This is a genomic window from Bradyrhizobium sp. 521_C7_N1_3 (genome assembly GCF_052075975.1).
GTDB classification, from domain to species: Bacteria; Pseudomonadota; Alphaproteobacteria; order Rhizobiales; family Xanthobacteraceae; genus Bradyrhizobium; species Bradyrhizobium japonicum.
On record NZ_CP197232.1, the window covers coordinates 9987182 to 10007811 of the forward strand.

Genomic DNA, 20630 nt, shown 5'->3' on the forward strand with positions numbered 1-20630 from the left:
ACCACTGCCTCTGGAATACTGGATCGCCCGCCCTCGCGGGCGATGACAGCGGTGGTGGGGCGAGGATTTGCGGCAAAACCGCCCCCCACCCCATCACGCAAAGTAAGAATTTTCTAAATTTCACTCTCTACACAGTGAATTGCTTCTCTTTTTGGCCAGCGGCGTAGTAGAATCCTCGAAATCAATCCACGCCGGGTCTTGCCATGATCTTTCGCCAGCTCTTCGACAGCGTTTCGGGCACCTACAGCTATGTCCTCGCCAGCCGCCCCGGCGGCGAGGCGCTGATCCTCGATCCCGTGCTGGAGAAGGTCGACCGCTATTGCCAGCTGCTGCGCGAGCTCGACCTCAAGCTGGTGAAAGCCGTCGACACCCATCTCCATGCCGACCACGTCACCGGCCTCGGCGAGCTGCGCGACCGCACCCATTGCATGACCGTGATGGGCGACCAGACCAAGGCTGACGTGGTGGCGATGCGGGTCGCCGACGGCGACAAGGTGACGATCGAGGGCCTGTCGCTCGACGTGATGTACACGCCCGGCCACACCGACGATTCCTACTCCTACCTGATGGGCGACCGCGTCTTCACCGGCGACACACTTCTGATCCGCGGCACCGGCCGCACCGATTTCCAGAACGGCTCGTCGCGCGCGCAATACGATTCGATCTTCAATCGCCTGCTCAAGCTGCCGGACGAGACGATGGTGTTCCCGGCGCATGACTACAAGGGCGACACCGTCTCCACCATCGGCGAGGAGAGGCGCTACAATCCGCGGCTCCAGGTGCGTTCGGTCGACGAATATATCGAGCTGATGGCGAACCTGAAGCTGCCCAATCCGAAGATGATGGACGTCGCGGTGCCCGCCAACATGCATGTCGGCCTGCATCAGGAGCAGTTGGAGAAAGAGGGCCGCGCAGTCAGCGCCGTCGAGGCGATCCGCATCCTCGGCCGTCCCGATATCCTGCTGGTCGATCTGCGCGAGACCAATGAGCGGTTGAAGCACGGCATGCTCGAAGGCGCGCTGCATACGCCCTACCCGTCCGTCGAAGACAGCCTGAAGCCCGGCGGCATGCTGCGCGAGGTCGCGGCCGCCACCGGCCGCCGCGTCGTGTTCTTCTGCGCCTTCGGCGAACGCTCGGCGATGGCGGTGGCCGCCGCCAAGGAAGCCGGTCTTTCCAACACCGCCCACATCGCCGGCGGCATCGATGCCTGGAAGAAGGCCGGCGGGCCTGTGGTGCACTGACGCCCCCCTTCTTGCGGTAAGTCAGGAACCGCACATATTTTCGGGGTAGAAGCGGGTGAGGCATCACCATCCGGGATCACCCATGGCCAAGACTGGCAAGCCGGGCAAGCCGCCCAAAGTCGCTGATGACAAGCAAGCGGACGACAGGGCGAAGAAGCCCCCGCCTCCGCTCGACGACGACGATTGCGACGACGGCGACATCGCGACGCCGAAACGCGACCGCTACGGCAATGATGACGAGCCGTTGTGAGGGATCGGTGCTGGTTTTGACCCGACCCTGACGCCACACTCTCCGCTGTCGTCCCTGCGAACGCAGGGACCCATAATCCCAGGCAGTAGTTTGGCGGGGGGTCGTCGTTCGGTACTGCGACCAACCACGATCGATGGATCCCGCGGTATGGGTCCCTGCGTTCGCAGGGACGACAGCGGGATGCGTGCGCGCTACCTGCCATGCGCCCGCGTTCATGGACAAATAACGGCTCTGCCCGATAGTTTGCGCGTCCCCCTTAGGACGTGAAACGGAACTGCAATGGTCGACGTTCTCGCTGCACCGCAACAAGGCAAGGCGGACAGCGCGCTGCGCACGCTGACCGGGATTTCGATCGCGCATTGGGTCAGCCATTTCCATCTGCTGGTCCTGCCGATGCTGTTTCCGTTCCTGAAGAGCCAGCTCGGCGTCGGCTATATTGAGCTCGGCTTCGCGCTCACCGTATCAGCGGTCGTATCCGGCCTGACGCAGGCGCCGACCGGCTATCTCGTCGACCATTTTGGCGCACGCAAGATCCTGCTGGGCGGGCTCGCGCTCGGCGGCTTCGCGCTGATCCTGCTCGGCCTACATCTCAGCTATGCCTCGCTGATTGCCTGCGCGGTGCTGCTGGGTCTCGCCAACAGCGTCTACCACCCCGCCGACTACGCCATCCTGGCCGAGCACATGGATGAAGCGCGGATGGGCCGCGCCTTCTCGGTCCACACCTTTGCCGGCTATCTCGGCGGCGCCGTGGCGCCGGCGATCGTCGCCGCGCTCGTCACCGTCTCCGGCGGCACGGGTGCGCTGATCGCGTCGGGCGCGATCGCCGTGCTGGTGGCCCTGCTGCTGGTCGTCATGAACATTCCCGACGCCGGCGCGCACAAGACCAAGCCGGGCAACGAGAACGCGCCGAAGCAGGCCGTGATCACGCCGGCGCTGATCACGCTCACCGCCCTGTTCATGCTGCTCAGCCTGTCGGTCGCCGGCATCAACAATTTCGGCGTGGTGGCGCTGATGAGCGGCTACGGCGCGTCCTACTCCGCCGCCAACGTCGCGCTCACCGCGTTCCTCGCCGCCAGCGCCGCAGGCGTGCTCGCCGGCGGCTTCCTGGCCGACCACACCGCGCGCCACGGCTATGTCGCAGCCGCCTGCTTTGCCGCGAACGCAGCGATCGTGCTGCTGATCGCGCTGGTCACGCTGCCCGGCTGGATACTGACGGCCGCGATGATGATGGCGGGCTTCCTCTCCGGCGTGATCGCGCCCTCGCGCGACATGCTGGTGCGCAATGCCGCGCCTCCGGGCGCGGCCGGCCGCGCCTTCGGCATCGTCTCCACCGGCTTCAATCTCGGCGGCATCGTCAGCCCGCTGCTGTTCGGCTGGATCATGGACCAGAGCGCGCCGCACTGGGTGTTCGGGGCGTCCGTGATCTTCATGGTCGCAACCGTGGTGCTGTCGCCGTTCACGGAGCGGAAGCCGCAATCCAAGGCGTAGCCAAGAATTCAGTCGTCGTCCCTGCCTAGTGCGCAATTGCGCACGAACGCAGGGACCCATAACCACAGGGAGCAATCATCGCGCGAAGCTGGTCACTCCGAGTCTTCGCGAAGCTACTCCCTGTGGTTATGGGTCCCGGATCTGCGCTCCGCTTGTCCGGGACGACGGATAGAGAAACGCAAAACAACAAACTGGGAAGAAACACCATGAGCACCCCTGATCTCGTGATCCGCGGCGGCACCGTCGCGGATGGAAGCGGCGGCGAATTGTTCGAGGCGGATGTCGCCATCACTGCCGGCAAGATCACCGAGGTCGGGAAGATCTCCACGAAGGGACAAGAAGAGATCGACGCGCGCGGAAAACTGGTGACACCGGGCTTCGTCGACGTGCACACCCATTACGACGGCCAGGTCACCTGGAGCCAGGACATCACGCCGTCGTCGCAGAACGGCGTCACCACGGCGATCATGGGCAATTGCGGCGTCGGCTTCGCGCCGTGCAAGCCCGCCGACCACACCCGCCTGATCCAGCTGATGGAGGGCGTCGAGGACATTCCGGAGCCGGTGCTGAGCGCCGGCATTCCCTGGGCCTGGGAGAGCTTTCCGGACTACATGAACTGGCTGTCGAAGCGCGATTTCGATATCGACGTCGGCGCGCAGCTGCCGCATGCCGCGCTACGCGTCTATGTCATGGGTGAGCGCGGCGCGCGCCGCGATCCTTCGACGGCGGAAGACAACGCGGCGATGGCGAAGCTCGCGGGCGAGGCGGTGCGCTCCGGCGCACTCGGTTTCTCGACCTCGCGCACGCTCAACCACCGCACCTCGACCGGCGATTTCACGCCGACGCTGAAGGCCGGCGAGGACGAGCTCACCGCGATTGCCGGCGCGATGCATCGCGAGGGCCGCAGCGTGCTGCAATTCGTGCTCGACCTCTCCACCCTCCACGAAGATCTGCCGATGATGCTGCGGGTGGCCGACGCCACCAAATGCCCGATCTCGTTCTCGATCACGCAGAACGACAAGGCGCCACAGCGCTGGCGCCAGACGCTGGACGAGATCAATGCGGCCGCCAGGCGCGGCCTTTCCATCACCGCGCAGATCGCGGCGCGCCCGGTCGGCCTGCTGCTCGGGCTCGAGCTGTCGCGCAATCCGTTCCAGACCCATCCGAGCTACAAGGCGATCGCACATCTGCCGCTGAAGGAACGGCTGGCGCGGCTGCATCAGCCGGAGGTACGCAAGGCGATCCTGAGCGAGACGGCGACCGCGACCGACGATCCGCTGTTCTTCCGGCCCAACTACGACAAGATGTTCCTGCTCGGCGATCCCCCCGATTACGAGCAGCCGCCGGAGAACGCGCTGGGCCCGCAGGCGCGCAAGCAGGGCCGCCAGCCGGAAGAGCTCGCTTACGATGCGATGCTGTCGGATGAGGGCAAGGGCATGCTCTACGTGCCCTTCCTCAACTATGCCGACGGCAATCTCGACGCGACACGGGAGATGCTGATCGATCCGCAATCGGTGCCCGGCCTCTCCGACGGCGGCGCGCATTGCGGCATCATCTGCGACGCGAGCTTCCCGACCTATCTGCTGACGCACTGGACCCGCGACCGCACGCGCGGCGAGAAGCTCACGATCCCCTTCGTGGTCGCCGCGCAGTCGCGCAAGACCGCGCTCTCGGTCGGCCTCACCGATCGCGGGCTCGTCGCGCCCGGCTCCAAAGCCGACGTCAACGTGATCGACTACGATCGGCTGCATCTGCATCCGCCGAAAGTGCATTACGATCTGCCGGTCGGCGGGCGGCGGCTGTTGCAGGATGTCGACGGCTATGAGGCGACGATCGTGTCGGGCGTGGTGACGCGGCGGCACGGTGAGGCCACGGGACGCCGGCCGGGGAAGTTGATCCGGGGTGCGCAGGGGATGAATTAAGCGAGCTTGCCGCTTACCCTCCCCTGGAGGGGGAGGGTCGGCTCACATGGAGCGTAGCGAAATGTGAGACGGGGTGGGGTGACGGTCTCTCCACATCCAACAGTGCCCGAGCGGAGGGATCACCCCACCCCGCTCGCGCTGCGCGCGATCGACCCTCCCCCTCCAGGGGAGGGTAAGAAAGCGCCTCCTTACGTCGGCGAGACCGCGCCCTTCAGTGCTGCGCCTTGCGGGGCCGCACCGCGGGTCAGCCTGGCCTTTTCCGTGTTTGGCCACAGCAGCAGCAGGCCGATGACACCAGAGCCGACCATCACCACCGCGTTGATGGTGAAGCCGGTCAGGTAGCCGTCGACCATGTTGCCGGCGCGCTGGATCACGGCGCCCATCACGCTCGGCGCGATGATGCCCGACAGCGTGTACAGCGCGCCGTAGATCGCGATAACCGCACCGCGCTGCGAGGCCGGGGTGAACTCGCCGAGCATCGGCGGGCAGACGACATAGATCGCGCCGCACAGGCCGGAGCCGACGACGAGCATCGCGATCTGCAGGCCCGCGCCCTGAACATGCGCCATCATCGCCAGGATCAGCCCGCCGATGATCAGCGGCACCGAGCCGAGCACGCCGCGCGAGATGCGCGTCGTGTAGCCGCGCGCCATCATCACCTGCGAGATCCAGCCCGTGAGGATGACGATTGTGGCGCCGAACACCCAGGGCAGGATCGAGACGAAGCCGGCCTGGCTCTGCGAGAAGCCCAGGCCCTTGACGATGAACGGCGTGAACCAGGTGAGGCCGAGCGACAGCGCCCAATAGGCCCCGAAGGTCGCGATCACGCAGCCGAGGAAGGTGCGCGAGGTCAGCAGCTGCACATAAGGGATTTTCGGCTCCGTGACGGCGAGAACCTGCGTGTCCTCGAGCGGGCCTTCCTTGCCGAACATCAGCCAGGCACAGACCCAGAGCAGGCCGACGACGCCAAGCGCGCCGAAGGCGTAGTGCCAGGAATGATTGACGATGACCCAGTTCAACGCCGGCACGGCGAGGATGACGCCGAAGGCCGATCCTTGCGACAGGATCGCGGTCGGCAGCGTGCGCTTCTCGTCGGGGAACCATTTGTAGATGGCGTGCGCTGCGACCGAGAAGGCAGGTCCCTCGCCCGCGCCGAGCACGATGCGGCAGATCAGGAGCGTGGTGAACGAGACGGTGCCGACCATCGGGAACTGCGCGAGCGCCCAGATCACCGCCAGCGTCAGCAGCACCCAGCGCGTCGGCACCTTGTTGACGATGAAGCCGACCACGATGGCCGAGATCGAGAACAGGAAGAAGAACGAGGAGCCGAGCAGGCCGAATTGCTCGGCGTCGAGCTTCAGGTCGGTCATGATCGGCACGCCGGCGAGACCGACGACGATCTTGTCCGCGAAGTTCACCACCATGAAGAGAAAGAGGAGAAAAGTGACGGTCCAGGCGCCCTTCGGCGTTGCCTTGCCTTCCCCTGCCGTCCTGCCCGCAACGTCGGGCGTTCCCTGAGCGCTCATCAATCTCCCCGTATGTCTTTTTGTCGGCACGTTTTTGATTTGGCCGTCTTGGGAGCTAACAACGGCTTCAAGGCCAACGCAACCCCGGCATTTCCACGGCAAGTGTGCTACGCAGCATTGAGTTAATTCCGTCCGGCGCATTGACCTTGCTGAGCATCCGAAACCTCTCAAAGACCTTCTCCTCGGCCGGCGAGCCGGTCCATGTGCTGCGCGGTGTCGACCTCGACCTCAAGGCCGGCGAGCGTGTCGCGCTGACCGGCGAGTCCGGCAGCGGCAAGAGCACGCTGTTGCACCTGATCGCGGGTCTCGATGCCGCCGACAGCGGCACAATTCGCCTAGAGGACACCGAGGTCACCAAGCTCTCGGACGCGGGCCGGGCCGAGCTGCGGCGCGACCGGATCGGCTTGGTTTTTCAGCAGTTCAACCTGATCCCGAGCCTGTCAGTCGCGGACAATCTCGCCTTCCAGGCGCGGATCGCCGGCCGGCATGATGCGGCATGGTCAAAGGAGCTGGTCGAGCGGCTCGGGCTCGGCAATCTGCTCAAGCGTTATCCAGAGCAATTATCGGGCGGCCAGCAGCAGCGGGTCGCGATCGGCCGGGCGCTGGCGACAAAGCCCTCACTGCTGCTCGCGGACGAGCCGACCGGCAATCTGGATGAGGATACCGCCGACGACGTGCTGGCGCTGACGCGCGACCTCGTCACGCGCACCGGCTGCGGCTTCCTGATGGTGACGCACAGCCTGCATCTGGCCGGCACGCTCGACCGCCACGTCACCTTGCATGCGGGACGGATCGCATGAGGCGCGCGCTCTGGGTCCTCGCGGTGCTGCTGAGCCACTGGCGACGGCACAAGATGCAGTTCGCGACGCTCCTGATCGGGCTGATCGCGGCGACCGCATTGTGGAGCGGCGTGCAGGCGATCAACCAGCAGGCCCGCAATGCCTATGACCGCGCGGCGGCGACGTTCGGCGGCGTGCGCACGGCGATGCTGGTGGCGCCTGATGCCGCGACCTTTTCGCAGGAGCTGTTCATAAAACTCCGCCGCGCGGGCTGGCCGGTCTCGCCGGTGCTGGAAGGCCGCGTCCAGGTCAACGGGCGTTCGGTGCGGCTGCTCGGCATCGAGCCGGTGACGATGCCGGCCGACGTCGGCAACGCGCCACGCCTCGGCGCCTCGGATTTGAGCAGTTTCGTTGCGCCGCCCGGCCAGACATTGGCGGCGCGGGAGACCTTGACCGATCTGCAGGAACAGGAAGGCGCGGCACCGCCGATCAGCAACGGCGCAAAACTGCCGCCGCTGCGCGTGCTGCCGCAGCTCGTGCCCGGCGTGCTGGTCGTCGACATCGGCGTCGCGCAGCACCTGCTGAACAAGCCGGACCAGGTGTCGCGGCTTTTGATCGGCAAGCCGAAGGGCAAGCCGGCGCCGCTGGCCAGTATCGTCGGCGAGCAGTTGCAACGGGTCGAGCCGAATGCGGAGACGGAGCTGGAGCGACTCACCGACAGCTTCCATCTCAACCTCACCGCCTTCGGCCTGCTGTCGTTCTTCGTCGGTCTCTTCATCGTCAACTCCGCCGTCGGCCTCGCCTTCGAGCAGCGGCTGCCGATGCTGCGCACGTTGCGGGCCTGCGGTGCCTCGGCGCGGCTGGTCAACACGGTGCTGGTGGTCGAGCTGGTGGCGCTGGCGCTGGTCGCCGGATTGATCGGGCTGGTCTGCGGCTATTTCATCGCGGCTGCGCTGTTGCCCGACGTCGCGGCGTCGCTGCGGGGGCTGTATGGCGCGCAGATCCCGGGACAGCTCACACTGCGCTCCGAATGGTGGCTCGCCGGCATCGGCATCAGCATCGCCGGCGCGATCGTGGCCGCCGCGACCAGCCTGATCAAGGCAATCAGGATGCCGGTGCTGGCAACTGCACAGCCGTACGCCTGGCAGCAGCGGCAGCGCCGCTGGCTGGTCCTGCAGAGCGGTGCGGCCTGCGCCGTGTTCGCGGTCGCGCTGCTGCTCCTGCACTACGGGCAATCGCTGATTGCGGGATTCGGCGTGCTCGGAGCGCTGATGCTGGGCGCGGCGCTGATCCTGCCGGCATTCCTCGAGATCATCCTGCTCGTGGGCCAGCGCTGGGCGAAGGGGCCGCTGGCGCTGTGGTTCTGGGCCGACAGCCGGCAACAGCTCTCCGGCTTGTCGCTGGCCCTGATGGCGCTGCTGCTCGCGCTGGCCGTCAATGTCGGGGTGTCCACCATGGTGGAAACCTTCAGCCGCACCTTCGTCGGCTGGCTCAACGGCCGGCTTGCCGCCGACGTCTACATCAGCGCCTCCGACAATGCGCAAGGCGTGGCGATCCGGAATTGGCTGAAGGAGCGCAGCGATGTGCAGGCGATCCTGTCGGGCGGACGCGCCGAGACGCAGGTTCAGGGGCAGCCGGTCGAGCTGCTCGGCCTGCCCGATCACGCGCTCTATCGCGAACGCTGGCCGCTGCTGGAGACCGCGCCGCGCGCCTGGACCCAGCTCGTGCCCGGCAACGCCGCCTTCATCAGCGAGCAGCTGAGCCGCCGCCTCAACGTCCGCGTCGGCGATGTCATCGAGGTGCCGGCGCCGGGCGGCACCTGGGAGCTCGACATCGCCGGCATCTATGCCGACTACGGCAACCCCAAGGGGCAGCTCGCCGTCAACGTCGCGGCGCTGATCCGGCACTTCCCGCAGACGCCGCAGACGCGGATCGGCCTGATCGTCGCGAAGGAAAATATCCCCGGCCTGATCGTGGCGTTGCAGAAGCAATTCGCGCTCGACGACCGCAGCGTCGCGGACCAGGCGACGGTGAAGGCGGAATCGATCCGCATCTTCAACCGCACCTTTGCGGTGACGTCGGCGCTCAATGCCTTCACGCTCGGCGTGGCCGGCATCGCGCTCTTGACCAGCCTGCTGACGCTGGCGAATTCACGCCTGCCGCAGCTCGCGCCGCTGTGGGCGATCGGCATCACGCGGCCGCGCCTTGCCGCGATCGAACTGACCAAGACGCTGTCGGTTGCGCTGTTTACCGCGCTGCTGGCCGTGCCGCTCGGAATGCTGGTGGCGTGGTGCCTGATCGCGATCGTCAATGTGAAGGCGTTCGGCTGGCGGCTGCCGTTCCACGTGTTTCCGCTGCAGCTGGTGGAGCTGGTCGCGGTCGCGCTGATCGCTTCGCTGCTTGCCGCGTTGCTGCCGATGATACGACTGGCGCGGATGCAGCCGGCGAGCCTCGTCAAGGTGTTTGCCAATGAGCGCTGATAAAATCACGCGGCGCGCCTTCGCCGGCGGCATCGCCGCCCTCGCGGCTGCCCGCCGCGCCAGCGCGCAAGGCTATGCCGGGCTTGGCGAGACCGCCGATGGATTTGCGAAGGTGACGCCGGGAAAGATGTTCAGCTTCCCGGCCGATCACGGCCCGCATCCGGAGTTCCGCATCGAATGGTGGTATCTCACGGCGAACCTCGTCGATGGCAGCGGCGCGGCTTGCGGCCTGCAATTTACGCTGTTCCGCCAGGCGGCGCGGCCAGGGCCGCAAGGAGAGGGCTGGGCCAATCAGCAGATCTGGATGGCGCATGCGGCAGTGACGCGCGCCGACACCCACCGCTTCAACGAGGTGTTTGCGCGCGGCGGCATTGGACAGGCCGGCGTCACTGCAAAGCCATTTGCGGCGTGGATCGACGATTGGGAGATGAAAGGGTCCGAGCGTACCGACGATCGCATTTTGGCGCCGCTGCTGTTGAAGGCGGCGGGCACCGACTTCAGCTACGCGCTGACGCTGGAGGCCGATCGTCCCGTCGTATTGCAAGGCGATCGCGGCTTCAGCCGCAAGTCCGAGCGCGGGCAAGCCTCTTACTACTACAGCCAGCCGTTCTACCGCGCGCGCGGCACGCTCACCATCGACGACAGGCCGGTCGATGTTTCCGGCCAGGCCTGGATGGACCGCGAATGGAGCAGCCAGCCGCTCGACGCCGACCAGACCGGCTGGGATTGGCTGTCGCTCCATCTCGCATCCGGCGACAAGCTGATGCTGTACCGACTGCGGCAGAAGGACGGCCAGGAGTATCCGTTCGGCAACTGGATCAGCGCCGCGGGCGACACGCAGATGATCGCGGGTGGCGATATCCAGATGAGTCCTAAAGCGACCGCCGAGATCGCGGGGCGCAAGCTGCCGGTGGAATGGCAGATCGCGATCCCATCACGATCGCTCTCGATTGCCTGCAAGCCGCTTAATCCGAAAGCCTGGATGGGGACCGGCTTCTCCTATTGGGAAGGACCAATCAGCTTTGCCGGCACGCATGACGGCGTTGGCTATCTCGAGCTGACCGGCTATTGAGGCGCGACCTCTTCAGGGAAACAGTGATGTATCATCTCACCGCCCTCGTCACGCTGCTGGCGATCGCATTTTACATGTTCACCTGCATCAACGTCTCGCGCGCGCGCACCAGGACCGGGGTCAAGGTGCCGGCGATGTCGGGCCATCCGGATTTCGAGCGCGCCTTCCGCATCCAGGCGAACACGCTGGAATGGATGCCGGTCTTCCTGCCGGCGCTGTGGCTGTTCGCGATCTATATCGGCGACGCCATTGCAGCGGGAATCGGCGCGGTCTGGATCATCGGCCGCATCGTCTACTTCATCGGCTATTCGCAGGCGGCGGCAAAGCGCGGCCCGGGCTTTGCGATCCAGGGCATCGCAGCGATTGCGCTGTGGGCTGGGGCGCTGGGGGCGGTGGTGCTACGGCTGGTGTGAGGAGACGAGCTGCGGCCACAAATTCCACCGTCGTCCCCGACAAGCGCAGCGAAGCGGAGCGCTGATCCGGGACCCATACCCACAGGGAGTAGTTTCGCGAAGGCTCGTCGTGGGAATCTCGCGCCACACTTCTCCCTGGGGTTATGGGTCCCCGCGTTCGCGGGGACGACAGGGAGATCGTGGCGCTGACCCCGCCTCTTCCCGCTACTTCGTCAGCGGGCAGCCGCTGTCCTTGGCGGCGAAGAACGCCTTGTCGCCGGGAACGGTTGCGAGCAGCTTGTAATAGTCCCACGGCTTCTTCGATTCCGACGGCTTCTTGACCTCGAACAGATACATGTCGTGGACCATGCGGCCGTTCTCGAGCACCTTGCCGCCCTGCGCAAAGTCGTCGTCGACCGGCAGCTCCTTCAGCTTCTTGGCGACAGCGTCGGGGTCCTTGGTGCCGGCCGCCTTGACCGCCTTGAGATAGCTCAGCGTCGCTGAATAGGTGCCGGCCTGGATCATGTTCGGCATCCGGCTGGTGCGCTTGAAGAAGCGTTCGCCGAATTTGCGGGTGCGGTCGTTGAGGTCCCAGTAATAGCCCTCGGTCAGTACCAGGCCTTGCGCGGCCTGCAAGCCGAGACCATTCACCTCGGCGAGCGTCATCAGGAGGCCGGCAAGCTTCTGGCCGCCGGAGACGATGCCGAACTCGGCCGCCTGCTTGATCGAGTTGGTGGTGTCGAGGCCGGCATTGGCGAGGCCGACGATCTTCGCCTTCGAGCTCTGCGCCTGGAGCAGGAAGGAGGAGAAGTCCGACGAGTTGAGCGGCACGCGGACCGAGCCGAGCACCTTGCCGCCATTGGCGGTGACGATCTCGCTGGTGTCCTTTTCAAGCGCATAGCCGAAGGCATAGTCGGCGGTGAGGAAGAACCAGGTGTCGCCGCCCGCTTTCGTCAGCGCGCCGCCGGTGCCGACGCCAAGCGCACGGGTGTCATAGGCCCAGTGGAAGCCGTAGGGCTGGCAGGCATCGCCGGTGAGGCGCGAGGTCGCGGCGCCGACGACGATGTCGACCTTCTTCTTTTCCTTGGAGAGCTCGTGGATCGCGAGCGCGACCGAGGAGGTCGTCAACTCCGTGATCATGTCCACGTGCTCGACGTCGTACCAGCGTCGCGCGATCGATGTGGCGAGATCCGGCTTGTTCTGGTGATCGGCGGTGACCATCTCGATCTTCTGGCCAAGCACTTCGCCGCCGAAATCCTCGATCGCCATCTTGGCGGCTTCGACCGAGTATTTGCCGCCGTAGTCGGCATAGACGCCGGACTGATCGTTGAGAATGCCGATCTTGACGCCTTGCGCGGAGGCCGGCGCGGCGAGCAACAGAGCAGACGTTGCGACAGCGGCCAAAAGTGCTGATTTCATATGTTGGCTCCCAGCAGTTTTCTGTTTTGAAATCGCGCGGATACTAGTGAAGAACCCCGCGCCTGCCCATCCATTTCATGTTGGTCGTTAGTATGGGATTCTGCGCGCCAAACAACCGCTGTCGTCCCCGGGCGCGCGCAGCGCGAGCCCGGGACCCATATCCACAGGGAGAGGTTTGGTACGGGCTAGCAGTTGCCAGCCGTCGCTAAACCTCTTCCTGTGGATATGGGTCCCCGCCCCCGTGCGCAAATGCGCACTAGGCGGGGACGACACCGTGATTGAGGGTACGCTGGCGGTCACCACTTGCACTAAGAGGCAGCCACCTCCGGCTTCTTCCCCTCGTTCCGCCCTTCCGCCAGGTTCCGCACCACCACATAGAAGATCGGGGTGAACAGCAGGCCGAACAGGGTGACGCCGATCATGCCGAAGAACACGGCGACGCCGACCGCCTGCCGCATCTCCGAGCCGGAGCCGGACGATATCACCAGCGGCAGCACGCCGAGGATGAAGGCGAAGGACGTCATCAGGATCGGCCGCAGGCGCAGGCGGCAGGCGTCGATCACGGCCTCCAGCCGCGGCTTGCCTTCGTTCTCGATGTCGCGTGCGAACTCGACGATCAGGATCGCGTTCTTTGCAGCTAACCCCACCAGAACGACGAATCCGATCTGGGTGAGGATGTTGACGTCCTGCCCCATGATGCGCACGCCGATGGTGGCGGCCAACAGGCACATCGGCACGATCAGGATCACCGCGAACGGCAGGGTCCAGCTGCCATATTGCGCGGCGAGCACGAGATAGACGAACAGCACGCAGATCGGGAACACGAGCAGGCCCGCATTGCCGCCGATGACCTGCTGGTAGGAGAGGTCAGTCCATTCGAAGGTGAAGCCGCTCGGCAAGGTATCGTCCGCGAGCTTCTTGATGGTGTTGAGCGCCGTGGTCGAACTGACGCCCGGCGCCGGCTCGCCCTGGAGCTCCGATGCCGCATAGAGATTGTAGCGCGCGACGCGGTCGGGGCCGGACACGTCCTTGAACTCGACCACGCTGCCGAGCATCACCATGTCGCCGGTGGCGTTGCGCGTTCGCAGCCGCGAGAGATCGCTTGGTTCTTTCCGGAACGGGAAGTCAGCCTGCGCGGTGACGTGATAGGTGCGACCGAACAGGTTGAAGTCGTTGACATAGGTCGATCCGAAGTAGGTCTGGATCGTGTCGTTGATGCTGGCGATGGGCACGCCGAGCTTCTGCGCCTTGGTGCGGTCGATGTCGACGAAGAGCTGCGGTGTGTTGGCCGTGAACGGGGAGAACACCGTGGGGCCGAGCAGCAACGGCGATTTGCGCGCCGCGGCGACAAGCTCGTCGGTGGCTGCGGCGAGCAGCTCGGGCCCGCGGCCTTGGCGGTCCTGGATGCGGATGGTGAAGCCGCCGCCGGTGCCGATGCCGGGCACGGCCGGCGGCGGAATGACGATGATGAACGCGCCCTGGAGCGCGGCGAGCCGCTTGCGCAGCTCGGCCGTGATGGCGTTCGCCGTCAGCCCCTTCTTCAGCCGCGCTTCGGGCTCGTCGAACACCGGAAACAGCGCCGCTGCGTTGCCCTGCTGCGTGCGCGTGGCCCCCGAGAATCCGGCGAAGACGGCAACACGGATGATGCCCGGGGTATCCAGCGCAATCCGCTCGATCTCGCGCACTATCTCGGTGGTGCGCGCGAGTGACGCCGCGCCGGGCAATTGCACGGAGACGATGACGTAGCCGCGATCCTGCGCGGGGATGAAGCCCTGCGGCGTGGTCCCGATCAGCCAGCCGGCGCTGCCGATCAGCACGACGTAGATCAGCAGCATCGCGACGGAATGACGGATCACGAAATTGGCAAGGCCCGCATAGCCATGCGAGAGCCGGTCGAACACGCGGTTGAAGACGCCGGTGAAGGCACCCCACGCCCGCGCGATGACGTTCCAGGCAGCCGGCGGTCGCTTCTCCTCGTGCGGCGTGAGGATCAGCGAGGCCAGCGCCGGCGACAGCGTCAGCGAACAGAAGCAGGAGATCGCGGTCGCAACCGCGATGGTGACGGCGAATTGCTGGAAGAACTGCCCGGAAATGCCGCCGAGGAATGCCGTCGGCACAAACACGGCGCAGAGCACCAGCGCAATCGAGACCAGCGCGCCGCCGACCTCCTCCATGGTTTTGAGTGCCGCATCGCGCCGGCTGAGGCCATGTTCGAGATGCCGCTCGACATTCTCGACCACCACGATGGCGTCGTCGACGACGATACCGACGGCGAGCACGAGGCCGAACAGCGTGAGATTGTTGATGGAGAAGCCAAGCGCCGCCATCACCGCAAAGGTGCCGACCAGCGAGACCGGAATGGCGATGATCGGGATGATCGCCGGCCGCCAGCCCTGCAGGAACACCAGCACGACGACGACCACCAGCAGCATGGCCTCGTAGATGGTCTTGATCAGCTCATGGACGGACTGCGCGATGAACTCGGTCGGATTGTAGCCGATATTGTAGTCGAGGCCCCTCGGAAAACTCTCCTTCAGCTTGGCCATGGTGTCGGAGATGCTTTTCGCGGTCGCCAGCGCGTTCGACCCGGGCCGCTGCGTCACCAGCATGCCGACCGCCGATTTGCGCAACAGGAAGCTGTTGGTGGAGTAGGAGAGCGCACCGAGCTCGATGCGGGCAACATCGCGCAGGCGCACGGTTCGGCCGTCCGAGCCGGCCTTGATCAGGATATCCTCGAACTGTCTCTGGTCCTTCAGCCGTCCGGTGAAGACGAGGTTCGGCTGGAAGGCGCGATCGGTGATCGGCGGCTCGGCGACCTGGCCGCCTGCGATCTGGATGTTCTGCGCGCGGATCGCGGCAATCACCTCGGTGGAGGTCAGGCCGAGATTGGCGATACGGTCGGGGTCGAGCCACAACCTCATCGAATAGTCGCGTGCGCCGAAGATCTGGATGTCGCCGACGCCGTCGAGGCGCAGGAGCTGGTCGCGGACCTGGAGCAGCGCGTAATTGGAGATGTAGAGCTGGTCGAACGTATCGTCCGGCGACAGCATGAACACGACCATCAGGATGTCGGGCGAGTTCTTGCGCGTGGTGACGCCGTTGCGCTGGACCTCCTCGGGAAGCCGCGGCTGGGCGATCGCGACGCGGTTCTGCACCAGCACCTGGGCCTTGTCGAGGTCGGTGCCGAGCTTGAAGGTGACGGTGATGGTGAGCTGGCCGTTCGAGGTGGCCTGGCTGTAGAGATACAGCATGTCCTCGACGCCGTTGATCTCCTGCTCGATCGGAGCCGCCACGGTGTCGGACACGGTCTGCGCGGAGGCGCCTGGATACTGCGTGGTGACCACGACGGTCGGCGGCACCACTTGCGGATATTCGGACACCGGCAGCGTGGTGTAGGCGAGCGCGCCGACGATCAGCAGCACGATCGACAGCACCATCGCCAGGATGGGCTGGTTGATGGACAGACGGCCAAGATTCATGACTTGCCACCAACCGGGGCCGGAGCCGTCTGCGGAGCGACCTTGGCGCCGACACGGGCGCGCTGGATGCCGTTGACGATGACGCGGTCCTCCGCCTTCAGCCCCTCGCGGATCACGCGCAGGCCGTCATCGAGCGGACCGAGCACCACGGGGCGCGCCTCCACGGTGTCGTCCGGCTTCACGACAAACACGATCTTGCGGGACTGGTCGGTCGCGACCGCGACATCGGGAATCAGCAGCGCCTCATAGGGCGCGCTGCCGATCAGGCGGACACGGCCGAACTGGCCCGGCAGGATCGAGAGATCGGTGTTCTTGATCACGGCGCGGCTGCGCAGCGTGCCGGTGGAGACATCGAGGCGGTTGTCGAGGAAGTTGATGGTGCCCTCATGCGACGGCTTGGTCTCGCCGGCGAGCGTCACCTGCACCGGGTTTGCGGTGTCGCGCGAGCTCGGGCGGCGGCCTTCGAACCACAGCCTGCTGTATTTGATGAAGGTCGCTTCATCCATGTCGAAATAGACGTAGATCGGGTCGAGCGCGACGATCGAGGTGAGCAGCGTCGAGGTGCCGGTATCGCTGCCCTGCACGAGGTTGCCGGGGCTGACGAGATGGCGGCTGACGCGGCCGGTGAGCGGCGCGGTCACATGGGTGAACTCGATATTGAGCCGGGCGGCCTTCAGCGCACCTGCGGCCTGCGTCTCCGCGGCATGCGCCGCCTGCAGGGCCTGGCGGCGCTGGTCGACGGCCTGCTCGGAGACCGCGCTGGTCTGGACCAGGTTCAGGCCACGGTCGAGCTCGCGCTTGGCAAGCTCCACCTTGGCACGCGCGTCGGACAACTGGCCGTCCGCCTGCTCGGCCACCGCCTCGAACGGGCGCGGGTCGATGACGTAGAGCAGGTCACCCTGACGCACGATCGCGCCGTCCTGGAACTCGACCGAGTTGACGAAGCCGCCGACACGGGGGCGCACCTGCACCTCCTCGACCGCCTCGAAGCGGCCGGTGAACTCGTCCCAATCAGTAACGGTGCGCTTGACGGGCTGGGCGACGGTCACCGGCGCGGGCGGTGGCGCCGACGCTTGCGAGGCGGGCTGCCCACAACCGGCGAGCGCGAACGCCACTGCGAGAATGCCGGCAATTGCATAAGGCCGCGACTGAACGAAATCGTGCTTTTTGTCAAATTGCTCGCTTCCGTCCGGTTCAGTCATCCCAGGTCCTCGCATAAGAGCCGCCGAAAAACGCAGGGTACGCCTCTACCCGCGGGCGCCACAAGATGGTTGGCAATGATGAACTCTTCAAGACCAATCCACGCGCAATGCTTCGAAGAATGCCCTGGCCGGATGGCGGGTTGACAGCGAGCGAGATGATGGCAAGCGGCGGCTGATGCGCATGCGCGTCGACGTAAGGTCAGCAATTAAGACGCGGCGCTCGCCACCCTCCCCTGGAGGGGGAGGGTCGATCGCGCGCAGCGCGAGCGGGGCGGGGTGATCCCTCAACACGGGCATTGTTCGATGTGGAGAGACCGTCACCCCACCCCGATTCCCATCTCGCTACGCTCAATGTGAGTCGACCCCCTCCAGGGGAGGGTGGGAGCGTGGCCAGCGTCTTCACACATGACGGACACCGTCCACTCGGCTAGATTACTCCCAGAAAAACAAAGCCGAATTGTCCTGGGAGGACAGGCGTGCACCAGGGACGTGTCGTTTACGGCGCGATCGAGGAGGTCGTGTTCGGCCATCCCGCGGCCGAGGCCGTCGTTGCGCAGATGGACCGGCTGGGAACGCGCCGCGCCTTCCTGATGGTCTCGGGCACGCTGAACCGACAGACCGACGAAATCGCGAAGATCAAACAGGCGCTCGGCGCGCGCTGCGCCGGCCTGTTCGACGCCATGCCGGCGCATACACCGCGCGAGGCGGTGATCGCCGCCACCAATGCCGCACGCGAAGTGAACGCCGACCTGATCGTCACCGTGGGCGGCGGCTCGATCACCGACGGCGCCAAGGCGGTGCAGCTCTGCCTTGCCAACGGCATCGACGACGTCGAGGGCATCGAGCGCATCCGCGTCCACAAGGGCGTCGCGCCCGAGATGACCGCCCCTGACGTGCGCCAGGTCAGCGTGCCGACCACGATCGCCGGCGGCGAGTTCAGCGCGATCGCCGGCGTCACCGACCGCGCCACGCATGTGAAGCAGATGCTGCGGCATCCGCTCACGGTGCCGCGCGCGACCATCCTCGATCCCGCCATCACCGTGCACACGCCGGAATGGCTGTTTCTCTCCACCGGCATCCGCGCCGTCGACCATTGCGTCGAGGCGATCTGCTCGCGCGAGACGCACCCTTATGCCGATGCGCAGTCGGTGAAGGGGCTGGCCATGCTCGCCGACGCGCTGCCGCGGGTGAAGGCCGACCCTGCCGACCTCGACGCCCGCATGGATGCGCAGATCGGCACCTGGCTGTCGATGGGCGCGCTCGCCGCCGGCGTGCCGATGGGCGCGAGCCACGGCATCGGCTATGTGCTCGGTGCGGCCTTCGACGTGCCGCACGGCTACACCTCCTGCATCATGCTGCCGGCGGTGATGCGCTGGAATGCGCGCGACAACGCCGAGCGTCAGACGATCGTCGCCGCCGCGATGGGTTTTCCCGGCCACAACGCCGGCGACGTGCTCGATGCCTTCATCCGCTCGCTCGGCATGCCGCGCAGCCTATCGGACGTGCGCGTCTCGCCTGAGCATTTCGACGCCATCGCCGAACAGGCGATGCGCACCAACTGGATCCCGCGCAACCCGCGCAAGATCGACGGCCCCGCCGACATTCGCGAAATCCTGCTTCTCGCCGCATAATTTCAAGCCGGAGGACTGATGTATCCAGGTCAGCATGCCCGTCTACGCCCGCTCCAGCCCGCCTTCATCATGGCTGCGACCGGCGAGGCCGTCACCTATCGCGAGCTCGATGCGCGCAGCAACCGCCTGGCGCATCTGTTCCGCAGGCACGGCTTGAAGCGGCTCGACCATTATTCGATCTTCATGGAGAACAATTCGCGCTACCTCGAAGCCTGCGGCGCGGGCGAGCGCTCCGGGCTGTACTACACCTGCATCAACTCATTCCTGACGCCGGGCGAGCTCGCCTATCTCCTCGTCAACAGCCAGTCGAAAATCCTGATCACGTCCGTCGCGAAACTCGATATCGCCCGCGAGGCGATCAAGGCCTGTCCGGACATCAAGCTCTGCATCGTCGCCGACGGCCCCGGCGAGAGCGACCGCATCGTCGGCCTTGCCGAGGTGACGGCCGACCTGCCCAGGGCTCCGATCGCCGATGAATGGCTCGGCACCGCCATGCTCTATTCATCCGGCACGACCGGACGGCCGAAAGGCATCCTGCGCCCGCTGCCGGAGGAGCCGCCCAAACACAATCTGCCGCTGTTCGATTTCCTGACAAAGCTTTGGCACTACCGCGAGGGCATGGTCTATCTGTCGCCTGCCCCGCTCTATCACTCAGCGCCGCAGGCCGCGGTGAACCTCACGATCCGCATGGGCGGCACCGTGATCATCATGGAGACGTTCGATCCCGAGCGTTACCTCCAGCTCGTCCAGCAATGGGGCATCACCCACACCCAGCTGGTGCCGACGATGTTCTCGCGCATGCTGAAGCTGCCGGAGGAGGTGCGCGACCGCTACGACCTGTCGTCGCTTGAGATCGCGATCCACGCCGCAGCGCCCTGCCCAGCGCTGGTCAAGGACGACATCATCAAATGGTGGGGGCCGATCATCCACGAATATTACGGCGCGACCGAGGGCCTCGGCTTCACCGCCTGCAACAGCTCGGAATGGCTTAGCCACCGCGGCACCGTCGGCAAGGTGCTGCTCGGCGACCTCCATATCCTCGACGAAAACATGAAGGCGTGCCCGACCGGCACGCCGGGCCAGGTCTGGTTCAAGACGGGATCGCCGTTCGAATATTTCAACGACCCCGAGAAGACCAGGGAGGCGCGCTCGGCCGACGGCAGCATGAGCACGGTCGGCGATGTCGGCTATGTCGACGAAGATCGTTTCCTCTATTTGACCGACCGCGCCACCTTCATGATCATCTCCGGCGGGGTGAACATCTATCCGCAGGAATGCGAGAACCTGCTCATCACCCATCCGAAGGTCGCCGATGCCGCGGTGTTCGGCGTGCCCAATCCCGATCTCGGCGAAGAGGTGAAGGCGGTGGTGCAGCCAATGCCCGGCGTCGTGCCGGGCGAGGCGCTCGCCGAGGAACTGATCGTCTTCTGCGGCCAATCGCTGTCGCGGCAGAAGGTGCCGCGCTCGGTCGATTTCGAGAAGGAACTGCCGCGGCTGCCGACGGGCAAGCTGTACAAGCGGCTGCTGCGGGACCGCTATTGGGGGAACAAGACGTCTCGGATCGTGTGAGCCCCACTGTCGTCCCGGGGCGCGACGAACTCGCGAACCCAGGACCCATAACCACCGGCGGAAGCCGTCACGCGAACAGGCAACTCCGAGTCTTCATCAAACGACTTCCTGTGGTTATGGATCCCGGATCTGCGCTTCGCTTGTCCGGGACGACAGCGGAGTTTGTTGAGGCACCTGCGC

General features: G+C 65.7%; 14 protein-coding genes. 10 read left to right on the forward strand and 4 right to left on the reverse strand.

What is annotated here, in order from left to right; genetic code table 11:
• Positions 1-203: 203 nt before the first annotated feature.
• The 4 genes from AB7008_RS47445 (at position 204) to AB7008_RS47460 (ending at position 4901) form a co-directional block, all read left to right on the forward strand.
• Positions 204-1241 carry an MBL fold metallo-hydrolase gene (locus tag AB7008_RS47445; protein ID WP_212450360.1) on the forward strand — a complete coding sequence of 346 codons (1038 nt, stop codon included), beginning with the start codon at positions 204-206 and terminating at the stop codon, positions 1239-1241.
• Positions 1242-1323: 82 nt separating this feature from the next.
• Positions 1324-1491 (forward strand): hypothetical protein, encoded by a 168-nt coding sequence (locus AB7008_RS47450; protein ID WP_248880468.1) that lies wholly within the window; start codon positions 1324-1326, stop codon positions 1489-1491.
• A 279-nt stretch (positions 1492-1770) separates the two neighbouring features.
• Positions 1771-2979, forward strand: a complete 1209-nt coding sequence (locus AB7008_RS47455; protein ID WP_441261087.1) for an MFS transporter — start codon at positions 1771-1773, stop codon at positions 2977-2979.
• Between the two features lie 206 nt (positions 2980-3185).
• A complete protein-coding gene (locus AB7008_RS47460; protein WP_441261088.1) occupies positions 3186-4901 on the forward strand; it encodes an N-acyl-D-amino-acid deacylase family protein in 1716 nt (571 codons plus the stop codon).
• 188 nt (positions 4902-5089) lie between these two features.
• On the opposite strand, the gene AB7008_RS47465 is transcribed toward AB7008_RS47460, so the two are convergent.
• A complete protein-coding gene (locus tag AB7008_RS47465) occupies positions 5090-6427 on the reverse strand; it encodes an MFS transporter (protein WP_304492044.1) in 1338 nt (445 codons plus the stop codon).
• Between the two features lie 146 nt (positions 6428-6573).
• Between AB7008_RS47465 and AB7008_RS47470 the strand changes: the two genes are divergently transcribed.
• Genes AB7008_RS47470 through AB7008_RS47485 form a run of 4 tightly spaced genes read left to right on the forward strand, consistent with a single transcriptional unit; the run spans position 6574 to position 11171 of the window.
• Positions 6574-7227 (forward strand): ABC transporter ATP-binding protein, encoded by a 654-nt coding sequence (locus AB7008_RS47470; protein WP_028169958.1) that lies wholly within the window; start codon positions 6574-6576, stop codon positions 7225-7227.
• Positions 7224-9686 (forward strand): FtsX-like permease family protein, encoded by a 2463-nt coding sequence (locus AB7008_RS47475; RefSeq protein ID WP_441261089.1) that lies wholly within the window; start codon positions 7224-7226, stop codon positions 9684-9686. The genes AB7008_RS47470 and AB7008_RS47475 overlap by 4 nt, the downstream gene beginning before the upstream one ends.
• Positions 9676-10758, forward strand: a complete 1083-nt coding sequence (locus AB7008_RS47480) for a lipocalin-like domain-containing protein (RefSeq protein ID WP_441261090.1) — start codon at positions 9676-9678, stop codon at positions 10756-10758. The genes AB7008_RS47475 and AB7008_RS47480 overlap by 11 nt, the downstream gene beginning before the upstream one ends.
• 26 nt (positions 10759-10784) lie before the next feature.
• Positions 10785-11171: an MAPEG family protein gene (locus AB7008_RS47485; protein WP_441261091.1), complete on the forward strand. Its 387-nt coding sequence runs from the start codon at positions 10785-10787 to the stop codon at positions 11169-11171.
• Positions 11172-11375: 204 nt separating this feature from the next.
• On the opposite strand, the gene AB7008_RS47490 is transcribed toward AB7008_RS47485, so the two are convergent.
• The 3 genes from AB7008_RS47490 to AB7008_RS47500 all read right to left on the reverse strand — a co-directional run bounded on the left by AB7008_RS47490 (position 11376) and on the right by AB7008_RS47500 (position 17250).
• Positions 11376-12569: an ABC transporter substrate-binding protein gene (locus tag AB7008_RS47490; protein ID WP_028155231.1), complete on the reverse strand. Its 1194-nt coding sequence runs from the start codon at positions 12567-12569 to the stop codon at positions 11376-11378.
• Positions 12570-12877: 308 nt separating this feature from the next.
• Complete coding sequence (locus AB7008_RS47495) at positions 12878-16048, reverse strand: efflux RND transporter permease subunit (protein ID WP_441261092.1); 3171 nt, start codon at positions 16046-16048, stop codon at positions 12878-12880.
• Positions 16045-17250 (reverse strand): efflux RND transporter periplasmic adaptor subunit, encoded by a 1206-nt coding sequence (locus tag AB7008_RS47500; RefSeq protein ID WP_441261093.1) that lies wholly within the window; start codon positions 17248-17250, stop codon positions 16045-16047. Before AB7008_RS47500 ends, AB7008_RS47495 begins: the two co-directional genes overlap by 4 nt.
• A gap of 476 nt (positions 17251-17726) precedes the next feature.
• Here AB7008_RS47500 and AB7008_RS47505 point away from each other — a divergent pair, with 476 nt between their 5' ends.
• Together AB7008_RS47505 and AB7008_RS47510 are read left to right on the forward strand one after the other, a co-directional pair.
• Positions 17727-18881, forward strand: coding sequence for an iron-containing alcohol dehydrogenase (locus AB7008_RS47505; RefSeq protein ID WP_441261094.1), 1155 nt, complete (start codon positions 17727-17729; stop codon positions 18879-18881).
• Positions 18882-18899: 18 nt separating this feature from the next.
• Positions 18900-20450, forward strand: a complete 1551-nt coding sequence (locus tag AB7008_RS47510) for an AMP-binding protein (RefSeq protein ID WP_441261095.1) — start codon at positions 18900-18902, stop codon at positions 20448-20450.
• Positions 20451-20630: the final 180 nt, after the last annotated feature.